Below are 21,720 nucleotides of genomic sequence, written 5' to 3' on the forward strand. Positions count from 1 at the left end.
GTCCGCTTAGCGGAAGTCGAAACTGAAGGCGGCCGTGCTTGCGGCCGGTTCGCGCACCGCGAACGCCACCTGCACCGCCTGGCCCGGCGCAAGCGTGTCCTGCGCGGCCGGCGCCTTGCCCAGATACTCCTGCGGTGTCAGCACGCGGGTGCCGATCACCCGCCCATCGGCATCGGACAACGACAGCTGCAGCCACGGCCAGGCCTGTGCCCAGCGTGCATCGTTGCGGAAACTGGCCTGGATCTGCAGCACCCCGGCCGCGCCGGGCAGCGGGCGCACATCGCGGGTGAGCAGGGTCAGCGCGGCCGGCTCGCGCCAGGCCGGCAACGTGCAGCGCGCCAGCGTGCAGGCCGCGCCGACCAGCGGCCGCCAGCGCGCGTTGCCGGCCAGCTGGGCGCGGTCGGCAACGACGATCTGCAGCCCCAGCAGCGCCACCAGGCTGATCAACACCGCCCACTGCCGGCCGCTGGCGCGCAGGCGCGGGCGGGCGAACCCCCGGCGTGCAAACGTGGGAGCCGCGACAGCGGGCAGTGGGTGGAACGGCGACGCAGGGGAGGCCGGATCGCCTGCGTCGTCGGTGGCGATGGCGGCCTGTACGGTGGGGTCGGCCTCGGCAGCCGGGGGGCGCGGGAGATCGGCATCGGGCGCGCGCGCGTCGGGCCGGTCTGCGGCACCGACCGCGGCATCCGCAGTGCCGTGCATGCCTGGCGTGCCTGCGACATGGTCCGGTTCGGCGTCTGCACGTGCGGGGATGGGTTCGTGCGGCGCTGCCGGCGCGCGGCTGGGCTGGTTGGCCGGCAGGCCGGTCACCGGCGCAGCCGGTGCGGAGATGACCGGTGCCGGCGGTGGCGGCACCACCGGCTGTGCGGGTGCGGGCGGCAGCGCGGGCGCTGGCACCGGCAACACCTGCTCCGGCGGCTCGGCGGCGGGCACCGTTGGCGTCGGGATCAAGGTCGGCGCGGCGGGCGGGGTTGCCCGCAGGAAGGTGGCCAGCGGGCGGCGCGGTGGCGGGGTCTGGGACATCGGCAGGCGTGCAGCGGGAAGAGCGCTATTCAACCACGCGCGCAGCGGCCGGCGAACCTGGATGCATCAGCCCGGGCAACGCCACGGTGCAGGTGGCGGCGTGCGCAGTCGCTGCTGCAGCGATCCCGGCTACCGCATCCGCTCCCTGGCACAACAAGTAGTGCGACAACCACGCTCCCGCCGACTCCGGACTCCGGACTCCGGACTCCGGACTCCGACTCCCGATTCCCGATTCCCGATTCCCGAAACTCAGCGCCGCCGCCGCGTCTTGCCCTCGGCCAGCAACAGATCCAGCAGCCCGCTGCGCTGGCGCGGTGCCAGGGTGTCGAAGCGGGCCAGCAGCACGCGTTGCTGGTCATCCAGGCGGCGGTACTGGGCAGGTTCTTCGGCGATGGCCGGGACCGGCGGGCCGAACACGCGCTCGCCGCGGCCGGTGGCCAGGTATTCGAAGGCCATGCCGCTGCGCCTGGCCAGGCCGATCAGGTTCTCCACCGACGGCGCGGTGCCTTCGGCCATTTCCCACTGGGCCACCGCGCTGCGGGTGACGCCCAGCTCGCCGGCCAGGGCTTCCTGGGTCAGCTTGGTGAAGCTGCGGGCTTCGCGTACCCGTTCGTACAGCTTGCTCACACGGCACCGATGGAAGGCAGACGGGGCCGGGAGATATAGCCCTAGCAGCCCTCGGGGATAGTTCGTATAACTTTCATATAGGCATATGTTTGCGATACTGTCGGTGAGATGTCGATGAAGAGATCACAGCGAACTCAAGGAGGAAGTTCATGGTCGAGCCTGTCACCCCGAAATCCCGGCGTACCGGCGATCAACGCCCACCCGCCAGCACGCGGTGGCCCGCCGATTCGCCGCTGGATCCGTCGGTCGAACGCTTCCGCGGGGCGGCCGTCTACCAGGTCTGGCGGCGCGGGCAGGACTGGACCGCCGTCGCCGAGGGCGTGCAGTGGTCAGCGGCGCTGGCGCCACGGGGCTGGGCGCTGCGTTACCGGCATTGGCCGCTGCTGACGAGCGGGATGCTGCTGGTCACCATCGCCGTGGGAGTGGCGCTCGCCGGCGCGCCGCCGTGGGTGGCAGGCGGCTGGGCCGCGCTGCTGGTGGCCGAGCTCGCGCTGCGTGTGGTCGCCGGGCTGCAGGCCGGGCGCTGGCGCAATCAGGCATTGCAGCGCGGCGGCTGGCAGGCGGTGACCCGCCTGCGCGCGATCAGCGTGAACGATGCGCTGACCACCGCGCAGATCCGCGCCGGCCGGGCGCAGCGGTGAATCCGCCCGGCCGGCTCAGTGGCGGCGGACGCCGTCGATGCGGATCCAGTCTTCTTCGCGTTCGCAGCGCAACTGCTCGAACCACGGCGCATAGCGCTCCAGCAGTTCGTCTTCCTGCCCCTGCAGGATGCCGGACATCGCGAAACGTCCACCCGGCGCCACGCGTGCGGCCAGCAGCTCGGCCAGCGCGTCCAGCGACGTCGCCAGGATGTTGGCCACCACCACCGAATAGGTCTGCACCGGCTCATCCTCCGGCATGCAGGCGGTCAGTTGCGCCTGGAGGCCATTGCGCTCGGCATTCTCGGCGGTGGCCAGCAGCGCCTGCGGGTCGTTGTCCACGCCCACCGCGCTGGCCGCGCCCAGCTTGAGCGCGGCCAGCGCCAGGATGCCCGAGCCGCAGCCGAAATCGAGCACGCGCGCATCGCGCAGCACGCCACTGCTGCCCAGGCTGTCGAGCCAGCGCAGACACAGCGCGGTAGTCGGGCTGGCGCCAGAGCCGTAGGCCAGGCCCGGGTCCAGCCGCACCACGGCCGCCTCCGGCGTGCTGGCCGCCTCGGGCAACGCCTGATCCCAGGGCACGATGAAGGTGCGCGCGCCGAACTGCATCGGCTTGAACAGGTCCATCCACGCGCGGATCCAGTCGCTGTCTTCGACCATGCGAAACGACACCTGGCTCCAGTCCAGTTCCGGGTCGAACGCATCCAGCGCGGCCAGGACCTGCAGCGGGTCGCTCTCGCTGTCGAACAGCGCGGTCAACTCCAGCTCCTTCCACAACGGGGTTTCGCCGACGCCCGGTTCCAGGATGGCGTGGCTATTGCTGCCATCGTCGTTGCCGTCGAGCGAGGTCACCGCCAGCGCGCCGACTTCCTCCATGGCGGTCTGGAAACGGGGCTGATCGGCATCGGTGCAGGGCAGGGTCAGTTGAAGAAACGGCATCGTGGCAGTCGGTAACAATGAAGGCGTGCATCGTAGACCATTCGCGCAGGCCGGCTGCCGTGCAGTTGGTCATGCGCCGCCACTGCCAGCGTCGGCCCAGCGCGGCGGTTGCGGCGATCTGGCCGCGTGTGCCGCTGCCGTCTGCGTTGCATCTGCCCCCGGCACTGCGTGCCCACTGCATGCGACCCACCCATCTGCGTCTGGCGCTGTTCGTCGCCGCGCGAGCAGCCATGGCAGCGTTCGCCTGGCCGCCATTGCCCGTGCAACCGGGTGCTAGACTCCGCGCCGTCGCTGCGGGCGTCTCCGCCGCTGGTTGCCGCTGTCATGCCGCTTGCTCGTGCCCGCCATCTCTGGCTGTTGCTCGCTCCCGTCGCGCTTGCGGCGGCGGGCTGGTGGCATGTGCGTGCGCATCCGGCCACGCCAGCCACCACGACCACCGCGCCGGCCACTGCCGCCACGCAGCCGGCCGTCGCCACGCGGCCGGTGCATGCGGCCTTCGAACGTGGCACGGCACTGCAGTTGCGTGATCGCGATGCGGTGGATGCACAGCCGGATCTGTATCGCTACGCGCAGCACCTGCAACAACGCGTACAGGCCGGCGATGCGCAGGCCGGCTGGCGCTTGAGCCGGGTCTACGATTACTGCGCACCGTATGCCGCCAGCCCGGCCGGCTATGCCGCCGACAGCGCGTGGATCGCCGCGCATGCCACGCCGGGCGTGGCGGCCATGCATGCCGCGCGTGATCGGGTGGCGCAGCGCTGCGCCGGTTTCGCGCCCAGCGACGGGCTGAGCCCGCGGCTGGTGGCGCAGCAACGCCTGCGCGCGGCGCGCGCCGGCAGCCTGGCCGCCGAGGCCGCCCTGCTCGCGCTGGGCGAACCCCTGCAGGCCACCCCGGCCTACAAGCGCACGCTGGTACGGCGCGTGCTCGCCTCGCGCGACCCGGAGGCCTATCTGGCCCTGGCCCCGGCGATGGGGGCGCGCGCCAGCGGCGATGACAGCCTGGATGGTTATGTGGCCGGCGATCAGTTCGCCGAACTGGCCTGGCAGGTGGCGGCGTGTCGGCTGGGCCTGGACTGCAGTGCCGACAGCACGCTGGTCACCAGTTATTGCGCCAACGCGGGCATCTGTTCGCGCGCCGGCGCGCAGGATTTCGTGTCGTTCGTATTCGACGCCGCGGTGCCGCGGCAGGGAGCAGACAGGGTGGATGAGATGGTCGATACATTGGTGTCCGATGCGGGAGCACAGTCATGAATTACCGTCGGTTGGCGCATGGCGCCAAGTTCTGGTTCTGGGTGGCCCTGTTCGTGGCGTATTCGGCCGCGGCGGTGGGCATCGTGATGATCGATACCGCCGATCACCGCTACCAGCCGCTGTCGGTGAAGTCCACCAGCGTCACCGCCGACGAACAGCAGCGACGGCACGGCGCAAGCCAGGTCGCCGCGCTATACCGCGCCAGCAGCGCCATGCCGTTTTCCACCTTGCCGGCCGGCTCGACCTTTCAGGTGGTCTGGCCAGACGGTTCCACCGAAACCATGACCGTGGTCGACCCGTCGTCGGCCAGCGGCATCGTGCCGGTACCCGGCAGCCAGCAGGCGCCTGCGCCGCGGCGTTGAACGGTGCGTATCCGCGCGGACGACGGACGATCTGCGCAGCGGACCCGGCAGCACCCTGGATCCCGTAGGAGCGCACCCGGGCGCGACCGGATCTACCGATAAAGCCTGCTCGCGCCCGGGTGCGCTCCTACGTACAGGTCGACTGGTGGCATGGTTTGCCGGTGCGGGGTGTCGTCCAGCCGCGTGCCTGGCCTGCGTGAGGCACTGCCGGCGCGATGCAACGCAACGAAAAAGCACATCGGATCCGGCAATGGCTTGCGCCTCCAGGCCTCGCACCCGCGGATTGCGTAGGAGCGCACCTGGGCGCGACGAGGTTCCGCCGATAAAGCGCGGTCGCGCCCGGGTGCGCTCCTACGCATGGACCGGCTGGCTTGCAGGGCTGGCGGTGCGAGGCAGTCGCGGCGCGATGCACCAGGGTGCAACGAAAAAGCCCGGTTTCCCGGGCTGTTTCGTTGCCATGGCGCTTGCGATCAGGTCAGCGCGATCGACTTGTTCTTGCGCTCGGCCAAGCGCTTTTCCAGATAGTGGATGTTCTGCCCGCCGGCCTGGAAGCCCTTGTCGCGCATGATGCGCTGCTGCAGCGGGATGTTGGTCTTGATGCCGTCCACCACCATCTCGCTCAGCGCCACGCGCATGCGTGCGATCGCGGTTTCGCGATCGGGGCCATGCACGATCAGCTTGCCGATCATCGAATCGTAGTTCGGCGGCACCTTGTAGCCGGCGTAGATGTGCGTATCCACACGCACACCCGGGCCACCGGGCGGATGGAAGGCGGTGATCAGGCCCGGGTTGGGCATGAAGGTTTCCGGATCCTCGGCGTTGATGCGGCACTCGATCGCATGCCCGCGCAGCACGATGTCGCTCTGCTTGATGCTGAGCTTGTGGCCGGCGGCGATGCGCAGCTGCTCGCACACCAGGTCGATACCGGTGATGCGCTCGGTCACCGGATGCTCCACCTGGATACGGGTGTTCATTTCGATGAAATAGAAGCGCCCGCCTTCGAACAGGAATTCGAAGGTGCCCGCGCCGCGGTAGCCGATGCGGATGCACGCATCCACGCAGACCTTGCCGATCTCGTTGCGCAGTTCTTCGGTGATGCCCGGGGCCGGCGCTTCTTCCACCACTTTCTGGTGACGGCGCTGCATCGAGCAATCGCGTTCGCCCAGATGGATCGCACCGCCCTGGCCGTCGGCCAGTACCTGGATTTCCACGTGGCGTGGATTTTCCAGGAACTTCTCCATGTAGACCTGATCGTTGCTGAAAGCGGCCTTGGCTTCGGACTTGGTGGTTTCGATCGCGGCCTTGAGCGCCGCCTCCGAATGCACCACGCGCATGCCGCGCCCGCCGCCGCCGCCGGCGGCCTTGATGATCACCGGGTAGCCGATCTCGCGCGCGATCTTGGTATTGGCGACGATGTCATCGCCGAGCGGGCCGCCCGAACCGGGCACGCATGGCACGCCGGCGGCCTTCATCGCGCGGATCGCTTCGACCTTGTCGCCCATCAGGCGGATGGTGTCGGCCTTGGGTCCGATGAAGATGAAGCCGGATTCTTCCACGCGCTCGGCAAAGTCGGCGTTTTCCGACAAAAAGCCGTACCCGGGATGGATGGCCTGCGCATCGGTCACCTCGGCCGCGGCGATCAACGCCGGGATGTTGAGGTAACTGTCGCTGGACGCGGCCGGGCCGATACACACCGACTCATCGGCCATGGCGACGTGCTTGAGGTTGCGGTCGACCGTGGAATGCACCGCGACCGTGCGGATGCCGAGCGTGTGGCACGCGCGCAGGATGCGCAGCGCGATTTCACCTCGGTTGGCGATGACGACTTTATCGAGCATGGGAAAAGTTCCGAACGCAGGGTGATGTTCGGGACCCGGGACCCGGGACCCGGGACTCGAAAAAGCAACCGGCTGCAGTTTTCATCGCAGCCCTTGCTCTTCCGGGTCCCGGGTCCCGGGTCCCGGGTCCCGGCAAATCAGTCGATGACAAACAACGGCTGATCGAACTCCACCGGCTGGCCGGTTTCGCCGAGGATGGCGACGACGGTGCCGGAGACGTCGGCTTCGATCGGGTTGAACATCTTCATCGCCTCGATGATCGCCAGGGTGTCGCCGGCCTTGACCGCCTGGCCCACGGTGACGAACGCCGGCTTGTCCGGCGAGGGCGAGGTGTAGAACGTGCCGACCATCGGCGCGCGCAGCACGTGGCCCTCGGGCAGCGCGGCCGCCTGCTTGGCGCCGCCGGTGGAGGCCTCGGTGGGCGACTGCATCGGCATGCTGGCCGCCGCCGGTGCGGCGGCCGGGGCGGGTGCGTACTGCTGCACCGGTGCGCTCATCACCTGGGTGCCCTTGGGCACGCGCGCCAGGCGCACGCTTTCTTCGCCTTCCTTGATCTCGATTTCGGCGAGATTGGATTCTTCGAGCAGGTCGATGAGTTTCTTGATTTTGCGGAGATCCATAAGGGCCTCTTGAGGTGAATCGGTGGAGAGTGCCGGCGGATGCCGGCGGAATGGGGTCAGGCCGTCGGCGTGGTCGCCGAGCCGGGGACGGCAAGGGTCAGGGCACGCGCTCCAGCCGCGCGATCACCGCTTCCAGCGCCAGCCGGTAGCTGTCTGCGCCAAAGCCGCAGATGACGCCGTCGGCCTTGTCGCTGAGATAGCTGTGGTGGCGGAACGGCTCGCGCGCATGCGGATTGGACAGATGGATTTCCACGAACGGCAGGCCCACGCCCAGCAGCGCGTCGCGCAGTGCCACCGAGGTGTGGGTGAAGGCGGCCGGGTTGATCAGGATGTAGGCGGTGCCGTCCTCGCGCGCGGCGTGGATGCGCTCCACCAGCACGTGCTCGGCATTGGATTGCAGGCAGGCCAGCACATGCCCGGCGGCCTGTGCACGGTCCACCAGGGCCGCATCGATCTGCGCCAGCGTGGTGCGCCCATAGACCTCCGGCTCGCGGGTACCGAGCAGGTTGAGGTTGGGGCCGTGCAACAGCAGCAGGTGGGCCATGACATCCAGCGCAGCGGAAAGGCCGGAAGTCTGCGCGATGCTGGCGATGCTGTCCAGATAGCAGAAGTTATAGCTGTTTTAAACGAACGATTGAATTTCAGTGGCGCGCGCGTGCCGCGCCAGTGGCGGCGGGCATTGGCGCCCGCAAGGGCAGTTGCACCGGGCCCGACACCTGCACCGGAGCGAGGCGGACGGCGGCAGCCGGTATTCAGGATTGTCACGCCGTTGCGCGGCGATGCCGGCCGATGGCAGTCAGGCGACCGCACCGCCGCCGTCATACCCACATCCTCCCCTGTTGCATGTCGGCGTTCTGTGCCCGTGCAGCCAGTCCGCTCGTCTCCGGTGATGCGGCTACAAGCTCCGGTGTCGACGCAGTGCGTCGCTCGTGCTGCCCTCGCTGCACGTAGCGGGCAGTGGCGCCGCTCGGCCAGGGAGATCGCCGACAGACGGCCCTGCCGACTACGGGCTGCCTGGCTGGTCGTGTTGCGCAGCGTTGGCGTCTCTGCCGAGGTGCCGCCACAAGAACGCGTACGTGAGTGCGGTCCTGTGCGCGGCCAGGGCGTTGTCGCCCGGGTTGGCGTGGCCGCCTTCCATGCTTTCGTAGAACATCACGTCCTTGCCGGCGTCCAGCATCTTGGCCGCCATCTTGCGCGCGTGCCCCGGGTGGACGCGGTCGTCGCGGGTGGAGGTTGCGATCATCGTGGGAGGGTAGGACTTGCCCGGATCGAACAGGTGGTAGGGAGAGAAGGTGCGGATGAACGACCAATCGGCGGTGTCCGGGTTGCCGTACTCTTCCATCCACGACGCGCCGGCCAGCAATTGGCTATAGCGCCGCATGTCCAGCAGCGGCGACTCGATCACCACGGCGCCGAACAGCTGCGGATACTGGACCAGCATGTTGCCGGCCATCAGTCCGCCGTTGCTGCCGCCGTGCACGGCCAGGTGGCTGGCGGACGTGACCTTGCGCGCGATCAGGTCCTGCGCAATCGCGGCCATGTCTTCGTAGGCCTTGTGCCGGTTCTGTTTCATTGCCGCCTGATGCCAGCGTGGCCCGTATTCGCCGCCGCCACGCAGGTTGGCCAGCACGAACACGCCGCCTTTTTCGAGCCAGGCACGGCCCATGACGGCCGAATACCGCGGCAGCAGGGGAACCTCGAAGCCGCCATAGCCGATGATCTGGGTCGGCGCATTGCCGTCGGGCGGCACGTCCTTCGGACTGACCTGAAAGTACGGGACGCGGGTGCCGTCCTTGCTGATGGCGAAGTGCTGGGCGATCACCAGGCCGCTGGCATCGAACAGCGCCGGCAGCGCCTTCATGCGTTCCGGTCGCTGGCCGATCTGCGCCAGCGACAACGTCGGCGGGGTCAGGTCGTCCTGGACAGTGAGCCAGACCGCATCGCTGTCGATGCTGTCCACCGCTTCGACCTGCGCCGATCCGATGCTGGGTGCGCCAATGAAGGGCGTGCGGGCCCAGCCATCGTTGCCTGGCGTCAGGACGCTGAGTCGGGTCTTGACGTCTTCCAGCGTCTGCAGCACCAGATGCGAGCGCGTCCAGACGTAGCCGGTCAGCGAGCTGCTGTCGGTCGGAGCGAAGACGACCTCGAACACCCGCTTGCCGGCCATGAAGTCGTTGAGCCGGGTGGCCAAAAGTGCGCCGGCAGGATAGGTAGTGCTCCCCACGGTCCAGGGTTGGCGCAGCTCAAGCGTGAGCCATTGGCGGTGGACCTGTTTGGTCGCCGAATCCGGAGCATCCACCTTGACCAGTGCGCCGCTGCGATCGCGCAGAAACCAGACGGTGTTCCATGCGCTGAGGCGGTGCTCCACGATATCCCGCTCGAAGCCCGGCGTCGGATCATGGAAGGCGCTGACCTCAAAGTCGGTCGAGGCGCCCGTATACACCACGCTCGCCGTCTCCAGCGCGGTGCCGCGTTTCCATTGCTTGACGATGCGTGGATAGCCGGCATCGGTCGTGCTGCCGGGTCCGAAATCGGTGCCGACATACACGGTGTCCTGATCGATCCAGGACAGCGTACCTTTCGCCTCGGGGCGCACGAAGCCATCCGTCACCCATCGCTTGTCAACGACGTCGAACTCGCGCGTCACATCGGCATCGGCGCCGCCACGCGACAGCGGAATCAGGCAACGGCGGTACGCCGGGCGCAGGCATTGGATAGGATCATGCTGCCATGCCCAGTCCTTGCCTTCGCTCTGGTTGAGCGCATCCAGATCCAGCACGGTTTCCCACCTGGGCGAGGGCTTGCGATATTCCGCAGGGGTGGTCCGCCGCCAGATGCCGCGCGTGTGTTGTTTGTCCTGCCAGAAGTTGTAGTAGTACGTGCCGATCTTCTGCACATAGGGAATCTTCGCATCCGAATCCATGACCTCGCGGATGCCGGCTTCCAGCTGTTTGAACTGCGCGGTCTCGGCCAACTGCGCTTCGGTGCGGGCATCCTGTTGCCTGACCCAGGCAAGCGCCTTCGCCCCGGTCACCTCTTCCATCCATGCGTACGGGTCTGGCGGTGTCGCCGTGGTTGCACTGTCGGCAGCGACAGCTGTGGCGGTGAGACCTGCGATGAGTGCAAGAACAATCCACGCACCGCTCGGGGTAGGGGAAGACGTGCGGACCATGCTGTCATCACCGCTGTGGGGAGCAGGCAGCATAAGGGCGCAAATCGCTTCTGGCGCACGCAACGAGCAATGTTGAGGAATGCGTTTTCGGGGCAGGTTTTTCGCACTGCATCCGGCGTGCCGATGGCAAGAAGATGCGCTGCCATTGCAGGCGTCGCTGCGGCCAATGGCCAGCCACTCGCATGAGGCGCATCAACGCGGCAGGTGCGCATGGCGGTCGCAACGGCGCTGCGTGGTCGTCGGCAATCGGCAGTCGGCAATGCGTGTCAGCTACCGGCAGCGGCCAGCGCGCTACGCACCGGCATCACGTGCCAACGTGCGCCGGGCCGGCGCACGCAAACGCCACGCGTGCCCGCCCACGCCGTGGCACGCTGAGGCAGCGTGCCTGCGCAAGCCGCCGCCTCAGCGCGCTGCGCGCAGCAACGCGTCCTCGGTGATCGCGCCGGTCAATACCGTGGGCAGGATCGCCGGCGGGGCACCGGGACCGTACACCACGTAAAGCGGCACGCCCACGGCCTGGTGCTGGTCTAGGAAGGTGCTGATGGCCGGGTCGACGTTGGTCCAGTCGCCTTTCATGTAGACCGCATCGACGCGGCGCAGGGCGTCGCGGAATTCGGCACTGCTCAGCACGTTCTTTTCATTGGCCTTGCAGGTCACGCACCAGTCGGCGGTCATGTTGACGAACACCACGCGGTTGTCGGCGCGCAGGCGGTCCAGCAATTGCGGCGAGAACGCCACTGCGCCTTCGCTGGCGGCGGTGGCCGCCGGCAGCCGCAGGCGGGTGACGCCGACCACCGGCACGATGGCCAGCACCAGCATCACCGTCGCCAGGCGCATGCCGGTGCGATGGCTGTTCCAGCGGCTGCGCTCGAAGCACCACAGGCCCAGCGCCAGCAGGGTGGCACCGACCAGCATCAACGCCAGCGCATCCACGCCGCGCTGCTTGCCCAGCACCCACAGCAGCCAGATCGCGGTGAGATACATCGGGAACGCCAGCACCTGCTTGAGCGTCTCCATCCATGCGCCGGGCGTGGGCAGGCGCCGCGCCAGCGAGGGGACGAAGCCGATCAGCAGGAACGGCAGCGCCAGGCCCAGGCCCAGCGCCAGGAATACCAGCATCGCCAGCAGCGCCGGCGCGGTGAACGCATAGGCCAGCGCGGTGCCCATGAATGGAGCGATGCAGGGGCTGGCGACCACGCAGGCCAGCACGCCGGTGAAGAAGTCGCCCAGCGGCCCGTTGCGCGCGGCCAGCGACTGGCCGATGCCACCCAGGTTGCTGCCCAGCGTGAACACCCCCGACAGGCTCAGGCCCACCGCAAACATCAGGTACGCCAGCGCCGCCACGAACCACGGCTGCTGCAGCTGGAAGCCCCAGCCGGCCGCTTGCCCGGCCGCGCGCAGGCCGATCACCAGCCCGCCGATGGCGGCGAACGACACCAGCACGCCCAGCGAATACCAGATGGCATGGCTGCGGGCATGGCTGCGGCTCTCGCCGCTGTGCGCCAGCCCCAGCACCTTCAGCGACAGGATCGGCAGCACGCAGGGCATGAGGTTCAGCACCAGCCCGCCGAGCAGGGCCAGCGCCAGCATCGCCAGCAGGCCCTTGTCGGTATGCGGTGGCTGGGTGCGCTGCGGATTGTCGGCCGCGGCGCTGGCAGCCGGCGGCGCCGCGGAGGCGCCGGCTTGGGCGGGCGCTGGGTCGGCAGGTGCCTGCCCGGCGGCCAGCGGCGAAATCATCAGCGGCGCGGCCTGCGCCTGGTTTTGCGGCGAGACCGTGCCGGCAGGCAGGTCGAGCGCCACGCGGCGGGTCATCGGCGGGTAGCAGATGCCGTCGGTCTGGCAGCCCTGGAAGGTGGCCACCAGGGTCACGTGCGCCGGCTCGGCGCGCTCGCGCAGCAGCGGCAGGGTGACTTCGGCCTGGTCGAAATACACCACCACGTCGCCGAAATGTTCGTCGCGGTGGGTCTTGCCCTGCGGCCAGCGCGGCAGCCCGGTGCGCACGCCGGTGCTGCCTTCCACGGCCAGCGAGGTGCGGTCGCGGTAGAGGTAATAGCCCGGTGCCGGGGTAAAGCGCAGCAGCAGGCTGTTGCCGTCGCCGACGATGGCCTCGAAGGTGAAGGCCTGCTCGGCCGGCAGCGGCAGCGTGTCCACGCCGGCGGCCTGGCCGGTGGCGCCGAACAGGCGCGGACCCGACGCGCCGCGCGGCACCAGTGCGCCCAGGTTTTCGCGTTGCGGTGCGGCGGTGGGCGCGCCGGCGGCCGCTGCCTCGGGCAGCGCGACGCGGATCTCGCGCCGCTGCGGCGGGTAGCACACCCCAGCATCGGCGCAACCCTGGTATTGCACCTGCAGGACCGCCGTCTTCAGCGCCGGCTCGGCCCTGCCGGCCAGGGTGGCCTGCAACTGCTTGCGGTAGGTCTGCACCTGGCCAAAGAACTCGTCGTGCTTGCTCTCGCCCTCCGGCAGCGCCAGTTCGCCAACGGAAAAGCCCTGCCCGGACTTGACGCTGATGCGATGGCGATACAGGTAGTAGCCCGGCGCGATCTTCCAGTTCAGAGCGATGCTGTCGCGGCTGTCGGCCTGGGCGGTCAGCGCGAAGGCCTGGTCCACCGGCAGCAGGTCGGCCTCGCTGACCGCCTGCGCGGGTGGCGCCACCAGCGCCAGCGGCGCGGCGAACAAGGGCGCGGCCAGCAGCGCGCAGCGGGCGATCCAGCGGGACAGAGACTTCATGGACGTCAGGATTCCTTGCGGGTGTCGGCCCGGACCCAATCGAGGTAGGCCGGCAGCCCGGCGCTGGCTTGGACAGCAACCGCCTCCGGCAGTTCATACGGATGCAGCGCCTGCAGCCGCGCGATGGCGTCGGGCAGGCAGTCGTCCCAGGTCTTGATCAGCAACTGCACTTCCGTGCTGCGCTCGATGGCGCCGTTCCAGCGGTACAGCGATTGCGCGCCGGGCAACTGGGTGACGCAGGCGGCCAGGCGCTCGTCCAGCAAGGCGTGCGCGATGCGGTCGGCGCTGTCGGCATCCGGGCAGGTGCTGAACAACAGATGGAGGGAAGAGGCGCTCATTGCAGCTGCGCAGTGTAATGCCCCGCCTGCGGGGGATCGACCGCCGATTCCGGAACAGGGCGTCAACTTCGCTGCCTTCGCAATGCCGGTAGGCAGGGCGCCCATGCCTCGGTGCAGCTGCGCAGGGAGGTCGGTAGAGCACCTGCCACACTGCGCCGACCTTGCCGTGGCGCGGAGCGCGGCGCCGGATGCCAAGACCGGCCGACAACGGTTGGGAGATGCATTGCGCCGGTGACCCGGCGGTCACTTCGCCCAGCGCGAGGAGGCCGGGATCCTTGGCAAGGCGATCTTGGAAGCCTGCATGTCGGTGCGGAGGCGACGCATTGCCACGCCCGCGGTATTCAGCAGCGGCGTCGGATCCGATCGAGGGCGTTTCGCCTGCTGCGACCCACGCCGTCGGCACTGGCGCCTGGCCGCCATCAGGTGCCGTACGTTTTTCCGCGTGACCCCACCCCACCGGCCCGACGCATCACGCGTCGGGCCGGTGCAGCTCAGTTGGCCAGCTGGCAGCTGGCCGGCTTGGCCGAAGTGAACAGGCCGGCAGTGGCCCATTCGGGATGATCCACGAACGGGTTGCGGTTGCCCTGGAAGCTGAAGATCACCTGGTTGCGAGCACGTTCGGCATCGTCTGGCGGGTCGGCCTGGTGCCAGGCCAACAGCGTGGACAGCAGGCCCATATACGCGGGCGAAGACGAGGTCTGCACGATCCGGCTGCGGTCGTCGGTGAGCTCCAGGTCCGGCTCGGACTGCCCGGTGGCTGCATCGGTGCCGCCTTCGTAGCGAATGGCCATGTACATCACCGCACGCGCCATGTCGCCCTTGCGCCGGCCCCACACTTCGAAGGTGCCGCCGTTGCCGTCGGGCGTGCGCACCCAGTTGGAATTGCCCGGGTAACGCCCGCTGCCGCCGCCACTGCCGTCGTTGACCTCGGTCACCCGCTCGCCGCAGCTGCTGGTGCAGGTGGCATAGGGCTTGTTGCCGCGGTCGGCGTTGAAGGTGGTGTCGGTCAGGTACAGCATGTGGGTGTCGGTGTAGGGCGCGTACGGCAGGCCGCGGTCGCCGGTGGCGCTGCCGAAGCCCAGCGAGTTGGGCCAGGTGTGCTCGCGGTTGTAGGTCAGCCCGCTGCCGGTCCCGGCCCGGTCGCTGACCTTGGCGTAGCTGCGGTTGCGGTAGGCGTCCAGGATGCGGCCGCTGTTGTTGGGGTCCTCGTCGGCCATCTCCAGGATGGTCCAGGTATTGGTGCCGGTGCCGCTGTACGGGTAGACGGTATGGCCGCGGATGGTGGCGTTGAGCGAGCAGCGCAGCTGGCTGGCAGTGGCGGTGTTGACGCGCGAGTAGTAGCCGGTGGCGCCGCCGCTGGCGGTGGCCACGGTGAAGGCGATGGACTGGTTAGCCGCCGGGCTCAGGCCGCTGGCATCGCGGATGGCGCTGGCGGTGATGGCCAGCGTGCAGCGCTCGCCGCCGACCAGGGCGGTGTTGGTGGACAGGGTGAAACGGCTGCCCGTCGTTGCGTAGCTCAGTGCCACGTTGCCGGAACTGGCGCAGCTCAGCGCAAAGGCGCCGCTGCTCAACGTCACCGCCTCGCTGAAGCCCACCGCCAGGTCGCCGGCCGCCGGGAAGCCGGTGGCGCCCTGGCTCGGCGTGGTGCTGGTGATCGTCGGCGCACCGGTGGTGCCGCCACCGCCGCCGCCGCCGTTGAAGGTCTGGCTGCGGTTGCAGGCGCCGAAGGTCTGCGCCGCCGAGCCGGCCCAGCTGAAGTTGGCCGCCGCGCTGCCGGTGCCGGTGAGTTGGAGCGAACTGCCGACCGCGCTGCTGTTGCTCTCGCTGACCGGCAGGTTCTGGCTGGTGACCCCGGCCGCCGGGCCGCCGCTGCCGGTGATGGCGCCTTCGTAGCTGAGGAACTGCACCAGTTGCCCATTGGGGTCGACCAGCGCCACGCCATCGTTGGGCCCGTTCTGCACGCCGTTGCTGGCGTAGCTCACGGTGGCCAGGCGGACCTGGCTGCCGCAGCTGACCAGGCTGCCGGCCGGTACCGCGGTGTTGGCGTAGACCGTCGCCGCGCTCGGGACACTGCCGTTGTACAGATAGATGCGGTAGCCGCTCAGCGATTCGCCGGCGGTGGCCACCACTTCCACGCCTTCGCCGCTGTCGCCGGAGGCGCCTGCATCGTCGTAGTGCAGTTCGTTGATGAAGACCGCCGCATGGGCGGCGGTGGCGCTCAGCGCGAACGCGCAGGCCAGGGGCAGGGTGCAACGCAGGGACACAACACGGGACGGCAACCTCATCGACAGCTCCTTGTGATCGGGAATGCGATCCCGACTGTAGAGCGTGCGCATGACAAACGGTGGAACCTGGTTCCATTTCTAGCGTGTGGCTGGATGCGCGCCTGGTGATGAGCGGGATGAGGTGGCTGCGGGGAATCAGCGGCGCTGCTGCTCGCGCGGTGCCGCTGGCATTGTCGGCCCTGTAGCCGCTGCCAACGCGCACCGCCCGGATGCCGCGCAGGCCGTGCGCCGCAGTCGTCCTGGCCCCTGGATGAGACCGCGCGGCCGAAAAATTTTTTACGCCCAGCCCTTGAAAGCTGCCCGCGCAGCACAATCTCTGGCCCGCACCCGCTCTGTCGGGTTTTTTCCGCGCGCTGTGCTGGCAGTCGTCATGTGCGAGTGCTAACATCGCCGATAATTTCCAGACCAATCAATCACTTAAGAGGGTCTTTCTCTATGAGCATCAAGCCGCTTCACGACCGCGTTGTAGTCAAGCCGATCGAAGCCGACGAAGTTTCCGCCGGCGGCATCGTGATCCCGGACTCCGCCAAGGAAAAGTCCACCAAGGGTGAAGTCGTCGCCATCGGCGCCGGCAAGCCCCTGGACAACGGCAGCCTGCGCGCGCCGGTGGTCAAGGTTGGCGACAAGGTCATCTACGGCCAGTACGCCGGCAGCAGCTACAAGTCCGAAGGCGTCGAGTACAAGGTGCTGCGCGAAGACGACATTCTGGCCGTCATCGGCTGATCAGGCGCTATGCGCCGGGAATCGGGAGTAGGGAATCGGGAATCGGTAGAGCGGCCAACGCCGTCGCCATCCCGCCCAGCCCCGATATCCGCCCTTGATTGACCGATTCCCCATTCCCCATTCCCAATTCCGGAGTTTCAGACAATGGCTGCTAAAGACATTCGTTTCGGTGAAGACGCACGTACCCGCATGGTCCGTGGCGTCAACGTGCTTGCCAATGCCGTGAAGGCAACCCTCGGCCCGAAGGGCCGCAACGTCGTGCTCGAGAAGAGCTTCGGCGCGCCGACCATCACCAAGGACGGCGTCTCCGTCGCCAAGGAAATCGAACTGGCTGACAAGTTCGAGAACATGGGCGCGCAGATGGTCAAGGAAGTCGCTTCCAAGACCAACGACAACGCCGGCGACGGCACCACCACCGCCACCGTGCTGGCCCAGGCCCTGATCCGCGAAGGCGCCAAGGCCGTGGCCGCCGGCATGAACCCGATGGACCTCAAGCGCGGTATCGACCAGGCCGTCAAGGCCGCCGTCGCCGAGCTGAAGAACATCTCCAAGCCCACCACCGACGACAAGGCGATTGCCCAGGTCGGCACCATCTCGGCCAACTCGGACGAGTCGATCGGCAACATCATTGCCGAAGCGATGCAGAAGGTCGGCAAGGAAGGCGTGATCACCGTTGAAGAAGGCTCGGGCCTGGAAAACGAGCTGGACGTGGTCGAGGGCATGCAGTTCGATCGCGGCTACCTCTCCCCGTACTTCATCAACAACCAGCAGAGCCAGTCGGCCGACCTGGACGACCCGTTCATCCTGCTGCACGACAAGAAGATCTCCAACGTCCGTGACCTGCTGCCCGTGCTGGAAGGCGTGGCCAAGGCCGGCAAGCCGCTGCTGATCGTGGCTGAAGAAGTCGAAGGCGAAGCGCTGGCGACCCTGGTGGTCAACACCATCCGCGGCATCGTGAAGGTCGTGGCCGTCAAGGCACCGGGCTTCGGCGACCGTCGCAAGGCGATGCTGGAAGACATGGCCGTGCTGACCGGCGGCACCGTGATCTCCGAAGAAGTGGGCCTGGCGCTGGAGAAGGCGACCATCAAGGACCTGGGCCGCGCCAAGAAGGTGCAGGTCTCCAAGGAAAACACCACGATCATCGATGGCGCTGGCGATTCGGCCGCGATCGAGTCGCGCGTCGGCCAGATCAAGACCCAGATCGAAGACACCTCGTCCGATTACGACCGTGAGAAGCTGCAGGAGCGCGTGGCCAAGCTGGCCGGTGGCGTTGCAGTGATCAAGGTCGGCGCGTCGACCGAAATCGAAATGAAGGAAAAGAAGGCCCGCGTCGAAGACGCCCTGCACGCCACCCGTGCAGCCGTCGAAGAAGGCGTGGTCCCGGGCGGCGGCGTGGCCCTGGTGCGTGCGCTGGTGGCCGTCGGCAACCTGACCGGTGCCAACGAAGACCAGACCCACGGCATCCAGATCGCCCTGCGCGCCATGGAAGCCCCGCTGCGCGAAATCGTGGCCAATGCCGGCGAAGAGCCGTCCGTGATCCTGAACAAGGTCAAGGAAGGCACCGGTAACTACGGCTACAACGCCGCCAACGGCGAGTTCGGCGACATGGTGCAGTTCGGCATCCTGGACCCGACCAAGGTCACCCGTTCGGCGCTGCAGAACGCAGCCTCGATCGCCGGCCTGATGATCACCACCGAAGCCATGGTGGCCGATGCACCGAAGAAGGACGAGCCGGCGATGCCGGCCGGCGGTGGCATGGGCGGCATGGGCGGCATGGATTTCTGATCCACGCCACTTCGGCTGTTGCAGTACAAAAGGACCCCGCCGCAAGGCGGGGTTTTTTGTGTCCGACGAGCTGGATGGCAGCACGCGATCGCTGGGATGATCGGCCCGAAGCAGGTGGCCGACGCACGCATTCCACTGGTCATGCAAACCGCATGCCCGGTAGGAGCGCACCTGGGCGCGAGCGGCTGCACCGATAACGCCCCAGTCGCGCCCGGGTGCGCTCCTACGTAGGGTCGATACGGCCCGCGCAGCCAGCTCGCGGCCCCAACCGTGTTCACCATCGCAAAACCCCCCAGATGGCGACACCCATCACACTTGCATGACAACCTGTTGACACCGATGTCATCGCAGTTCTAGCGTCGTTCGCGCAGGCGTTTGCGCCGAGCGGTCGGGGGGCCATCGGACAAGGGGCAGCGGTGCATGCATCGCTGGCGGACGTCGTTGCAGTGCACTGCCACGCCGGCCACGTCCGGCTTCTCCCGGGGATCTTATGAACTGCCGCAGTCATCGTCTTGCCTTGTCGATTTCCGTGTCCTTAGCGCTGACGGCTGCCGTCGCGCCACCGCTCATGGCCCAGCAAACCGAGCCGGATACACCGCGCGCCACCTCCACCCTGGATGCGGTCAGCGTCACTGGTTCGCGCATCAAGCGCGCGCAGGTCGAAGGCGCCCAGCCGGTGGTCACCATCTCGGCGCAGCAGATCCAGCAGGAAGGGTTTGCTACCGTCTACGACGTGCTCAACAGCATGAATCAGCAAGGCTCGGTGGAAGCCGATACGCAGTGGGGCTCGCACACGCCCAACGCCTCGCCGATCAATCTGCGCGACCTCGGCCCGGGCCGCACCCTGCTGCTGGTCAACGGCCACCGCGTGGCCGATTACCCGCTGCCGTACGGCGGCGAAAGCAACTTTTCCAACTACAGCAATATTCCCTCTGCAGCGGTGGAGCGCATCGACATCCTCACCGGTGGCGCATCGGCCATTTACGGCTCCGACGCGGTGGCCGGCGTGATCAACGTGATCCTCAAGCGCGACTACCAGGGTGACCAGGTGCGCCTGCGCGGCGGCACCGCCACCGAAGGGGGGCGCGACAGTTTCGACGTCTCCTGGGCAGGCGGGCGCACCGGCGAGAACTGGAGCCTGACCTACGCGCTGCAGGCCACCAGGCGCGACCCGTTGAGCGGGCGCGATCGCCCGAAGATGGACGATTCGGACGACATGTCCTATTCCAACTGGACCGGCCAGAACCGCCTGTACGGCTTCAACCCGTTCACCGGCCTGAGCCTGGTCGATGCCAACACCAACGAGCGCCTGGCGCCGCCCGCGGGCACCTGCGCGCGCTTCGGCGGCGAGTTCATCGACGGGCAACGCCTCAGCTACAACCAGAACACCGGCGCGCTCACCAATGCCGGCGATTACTGCGGCGTGGCGCGCGACTACGGCGACTGGGGCCTGGTGACCGGCAGCGAAGATTATTCGGCCTATCTCTACGGCACCTGGAAGTTCGGCGAGGCCACCGAAGCCTGGGCCACGCTCTCGGCCAACCGCAGCATCGGCCGCTGGACCTACGACCCGCCGTACGCCTATCTGGGCCCGTTTCAGGATGCGGCCACTGGTCGCTCGTTGAACCTGATCCGTCAGCTCACCCGGCGCGAAGCCGGCGGCTGGGACCGGCTGGCCAACTACAACAAGGAGCAGTCCTGGGATCTGAGCGCCGGTTTGCGCGGCGTGTGGGCCGACCGCTTCGATTGGGAGCTGAGCGTGGGCCGCTCGCGCTACACCGTGGACGAATACGTACGCACCGTGGATACCGCACGTGCCACTGACTATTTCCTAGGCAGTCCCGTCGGCACGGCCGCCGATGGCGCGCCGATCTATGCGATCAACGAAGCGCGGGTGTACTCGCCGCTGTCGTCGAACCAGTACGACGACCTGGTGGCCAAGTCGCACAACTCGGCGTATTCGTGGGTCAATCAAGCCAGTTTCAGCTTGAGCGGCGATGTGGTGCAGGGCTGGGCCGGGCCGATCCGCTTTGCCACCGTGGCCGAAGTCGCCAAGCAGGGCTATCAACTCTCGCCGGACCCGTGCGCCAACGAGTGCTACCCGGTGGACGTGGTGGACAGCGGCGGCGGTGAACGCATGCGCAGCTCGGCCGGGCTGGAATTCCAGATTCCGTTGCTCTCCACATTGAGCGCGAATGTGGCCGGCCGTTACGACCGCTACGGCAACTACCGCTCGTCTGCCGCGATTCCGACCGATGTCGGCACGCAGAGCGACACCACCTGGAGCGCGGGCCTGGAATGGCGGCCGGTGGAAAGCCTGCTGGTGCGCAGTACCGTGGCCACCAGCTTCCGCGCACCGGACATGCACTACGTGCTCGGCGAACCCAGTTCCACCAATCAAACGGTGATCGACCAGTACCGCTGCATTTCCTCCGGCGCCTACCTCACCGGCGGCTGCAACGACGAGAACAACAACATCTTCTACACCGTTGATGTGAACCGTCGCGGCACCCCAGATCTGCGCTCGGAAACCGGCCGCTCGTTCACCGGTGGCGTGGTGTGGGACATCGCACAAGGGCTGTCGTTGAGCGTGGATTACTACCGCATCCAGCTGGAGGAAATGATCAAGGACCTGGACCGCGACGAGATCCTGTCGGCCGAAGCCGGCTGCCGCACCGGCACCACCATCAGCGGTGGCGCCTGGAATAATCCGGGCGGCGCGGGCTATTGCGACACCATCACCTCGCGGGTGACGCGCAATGCCGACGGCACCCTGGCCAGCATCGAGCGCGGCCCGATCAACCTGGCGCAGATGGAAACCTCCGGCATCGATGCCGCGCTGAAATACCGCCTGGCCACTGCAGGCTGGGGCAACTTCCAGCTGTCGCTGGACTACAACAACCTGATTGCCTACCGCGAGCAGATCTACCGCACCGACAGCGACGAAAACCGCCGCGACGAACGCGTGCGCAGCCGTGTGCGCGGCAGCGTGCATTGGGACAACGGCGGCGCCTGGGACTGGACGGTGTACTTCCGCCGGCTTGGCTCGATGCGCGCCGTCAACTGGGGCACCTGCGCCCGCTTCGACGACGGCTATCAACCCAGCGCCTCCGACGAGTGCCTGGTGACCGATACCGCCAACGTGCATCTGGGCGAAACCAGCAAACGTTACTTCGGCCGCGTGGGCCCGGCGATCTACTGGAACCTGAGCACCGGCTACAAGATCACCGACCATGCCAAGGTCAATTTCTACGTCAACAACGTGTTCAACGAAGTGGGTTACGAAAACAAGGAGCGCTTCTACGGCTACGGCTTCTACAACACCACCTTGTTCAACCCCATCGGCCGTGAAGTGGCGGCGGAGTACGTGTTTACGTTTTGAGTGAGGTTTG

At 67.7% G+C, this 21,720-nt stretch carries 16 protein-coding genes; 6 read left to right on the plus strand and 10 right to left on the minus strand.

Annotated elements, in window-relative coordinates; translation table 11 throughout:
* Positions 1–6: 6 nt before the first annotated feature.
* Both ACCQ12_RS02605 and ACCQ12_RS02610 read right to left on the minus strand, forming a co-directional pair.
* The gene (locus tag ACCQ12_RS02605) at positions 7–1,023 is read right to left on the minus strand and encodes a DUF3426 domain-containing protein (protein WP_372382858.1); all 1,017 of its coding nucleotides are present in this window, start codon (positions 1,021–1,023) and stop codon (positions 7–9) included.
* A 249-nt stretch (positions 1,024–1,272) separates the two neighbouring features.
* Positions 1,273–1,650, minus strand: coding sequence for a helix-turn-helix transcriptional regulator (locus ACCQ12_RS02610; protein ID WP_039564907.1), 378 nt, complete (start codon positions 1,648–1,650; stop codon positions 1,273–1,275).
* A gap of 149 nt (positions 1,651–1,799) precedes the next feature.
* On the opposite strand from ACCQ12_RS02610, the gene ACCQ12_RS02615 reads away from it, so the two are divergent.
* On the plus strand, positions 1,800–2,291 hold the full coding sequence (locus ACCQ12_RS02615; RefSeq protein WP_372382859.1) for a hypothetical protein: 492 nt from the start codon (positions 1,800–1,802) through the stop codon (positions 2,289–2,291).
* Positions 2,292–2,306: 15 nt separating this feature from the next.
* On the opposite strand, the gene prmA is transcribed toward ACCQ12_RS02615, so the two are convergent.
* Positions 2,307–3,227, minus strand: coding sequence for a 50S ribosomal protein L11 methyltransferase (prmA, locus tag ACCQ12_RS02620; RefSeq protein ID WP_166743703.1), 921 nt, complete (start codon positions 3,225–3,227; stop codon positions 2,307–2,309).
* 324 nt (positions 3,228–3,551) lie between these two features.
* Between prmA and ACCQ12_RS02625 the strand changes: the two genes are divergently transcribed.
* Together ACCQ12_RS02625 and ACCQ12_RS02630 are read left to right on the plus strand one after the other, a co-directional pair.
* Entirely contained in the window at positions 3,552–4,478 is a 927-nt protein-coding gene (locus ACCQ12_RS02625; protein ID WP_372382860.1) for a hypothetical protein, read from the plus strand.
* Complete coding sequence (locus ACCQ12_RS02630; RefSeq protein ID WP_039405049.1) at positions 4,475–4,840, plus strand: hypothetical protein; 366 nt, start codon at positions 4,475–4,477, stop codon at positions 4,838–4,840. Before ACCQ12_RS02625 ends, ACCQ12_RS02630 begins: the two co-directional genes overlap by 4 nt.
* A 470-nt stretch (positions 4,841–5,310) precedes the next feature.
* Here ACCQ12_RS02630 and accC read toward each other — a convergent pair whose 3' ends face one another.
* The 7 genes from accC to ACCQ12_RS02665 form a co-directional block, all read right to left on the minus strand.
* Entirely contained in the window at positions 5,311–6,678 is a 1,368-nt protein-coding gene (gene accC / locus ACCQ12_RS02635) for an acetyl-CoA carboxylase biotin carboxylase subunit (RefSeq protein ID WP_039405052.1), read from the minus strand.
* A gap of 137 nt (positions 6,679–6,815) precedes the next feature.
* Positions 6,816–7,298, minus strand: a complete 483-nt coding sequence (gene accB, locus ACCQ12_RS02640) for an acetyl-CoA carboxylase biotin carboxyl carrier protein (protein ID WP_184441105.1) — start codon at positions 7,296–7,298, stop codon at positions 6,816–6,818.
* A gap of 97 nt (positions 7,299–7,395) precedes the next feature.
* On the minus strand, positions 7,396–7,842 hold the full coding sequence (gene aroQ / locus ACCQ12_RS02645) for a type II 3-dehydroquinate dehydratase (RefSeq protein ID WP_372382861.1): 447 nt from the start codon (positions 7,840–7,842) through the stop codon (positions 7,396–7,398).
* Positions 7,843–8,301: 459 nt separating this feature from the next.
* The gene (locus ACCQ12_RS02650; protein WP_372382862.1) at positions 8,302–10,470 is read right to left on the minus strand and encodes a prolyl oligopeptidase family serine peptidase; all 2,169 of its coding nucleotides are present in this window, start codon (positions 10,468–10,470) and stop codon (positions 8,302–8,304) included.
* A 402-nt stretch (positions 10,471–10,872) separates the two neighbouring features.
* Positions 10,873–13,197, minus strand: a complete 2,325-nt coding sequence (locus ACCQ12_RS02655; protein WP_372382863.1) for a protein-disulfide reductase DsbD family protein — start codon at positions 13,195–13,197, stop codon at positions 10,873–10,875.
* Between the two features lie 5 nt (positions 13,198–13,202).
* Complete coding sequence (gene cutA, locus ACCQ12_RS02660; protein ID WP_372382864.1) at positions 13,203–13,535, minus strand: divalent-cation tolerance protein CutA; 333 nt, start codon at positions 13,533–13,535, stop codon at positions 13,203–13,205.
* 491 nt (positions 13,536–14,026) lie between these two features.
* The gene (locus ACCQ12_RS02665) at positions 14,027–15,820 is read right to left on the minus strand and encodes an endonuclease (RefSeq protein ID WP_372382865.1); all 1,794 of its coding nucleotides are present in this window, start codon (positions 15,818–15,820) and stop codon (positions 14,027–14,029) included.
* 435 nt (positions 15,821–16,255) lie between these two features.
* Between ACCQ12_RS02665 and ACCQ12_RS02670 the strand changes: the two genes are divergently transcribed.
* The 3 genes from ACCQ12_RS02670 (at position 16,256) to ACCQ12_RS02680 (ending at position 21,710) form a co-directional block, all read left to right on the plus strand.
* Positions 16,256–16,543 (plus strand): co-chaperone GroES, encoded by a 288-nt coding sequence (locus tag ACCQ12_RS02670; RefSeq protein ID WP_003483210.1) that lies wholly within the window; start codon positions 16,256–16,258, stop codon positions 16,541–16,543.
* Positions 16,544–16,687: 144 nt separating this feature from the next.
* Positions 16,688–18,328, plus strand: coding sequence for a chaperonin GroEL (groL, locus tag ACCQ12_RS02675; protein ID WP_039405128.1), 1,641 nt, complete (start codon positions 16,688–16,690; stop codon positions 18,326–18,328).
* Between the two features lie 568 nt (positions 18,329–18,896).
* Positions 18,897–21,710 (plus strand): TonB-dependent receptor plug domain-containing protein, encoded by a 2,814-nt coding sequence (locus ACCQ12_RS02680; protein ID WP_372382866.1) that lies wholly within the window; start codon positions 18,897–18,899, stop codon positions 21,708–21,710.
* The last annotated feature ends 10 nt before the right edge of the window (positions 21,711–21,720 follow it).

This window comes from Xanthomonas sp. NCPPB 1068 (genome assembly GCF_041479385.2).
In the GTDB taxonomy this organism is placed as follows: Bacteria; Pseudomonadota; Gammaproteobacteria; order Xanthomonadales; family Xanthomonadaceae; genus Xanthomonas; species Xanthomonas cannabis.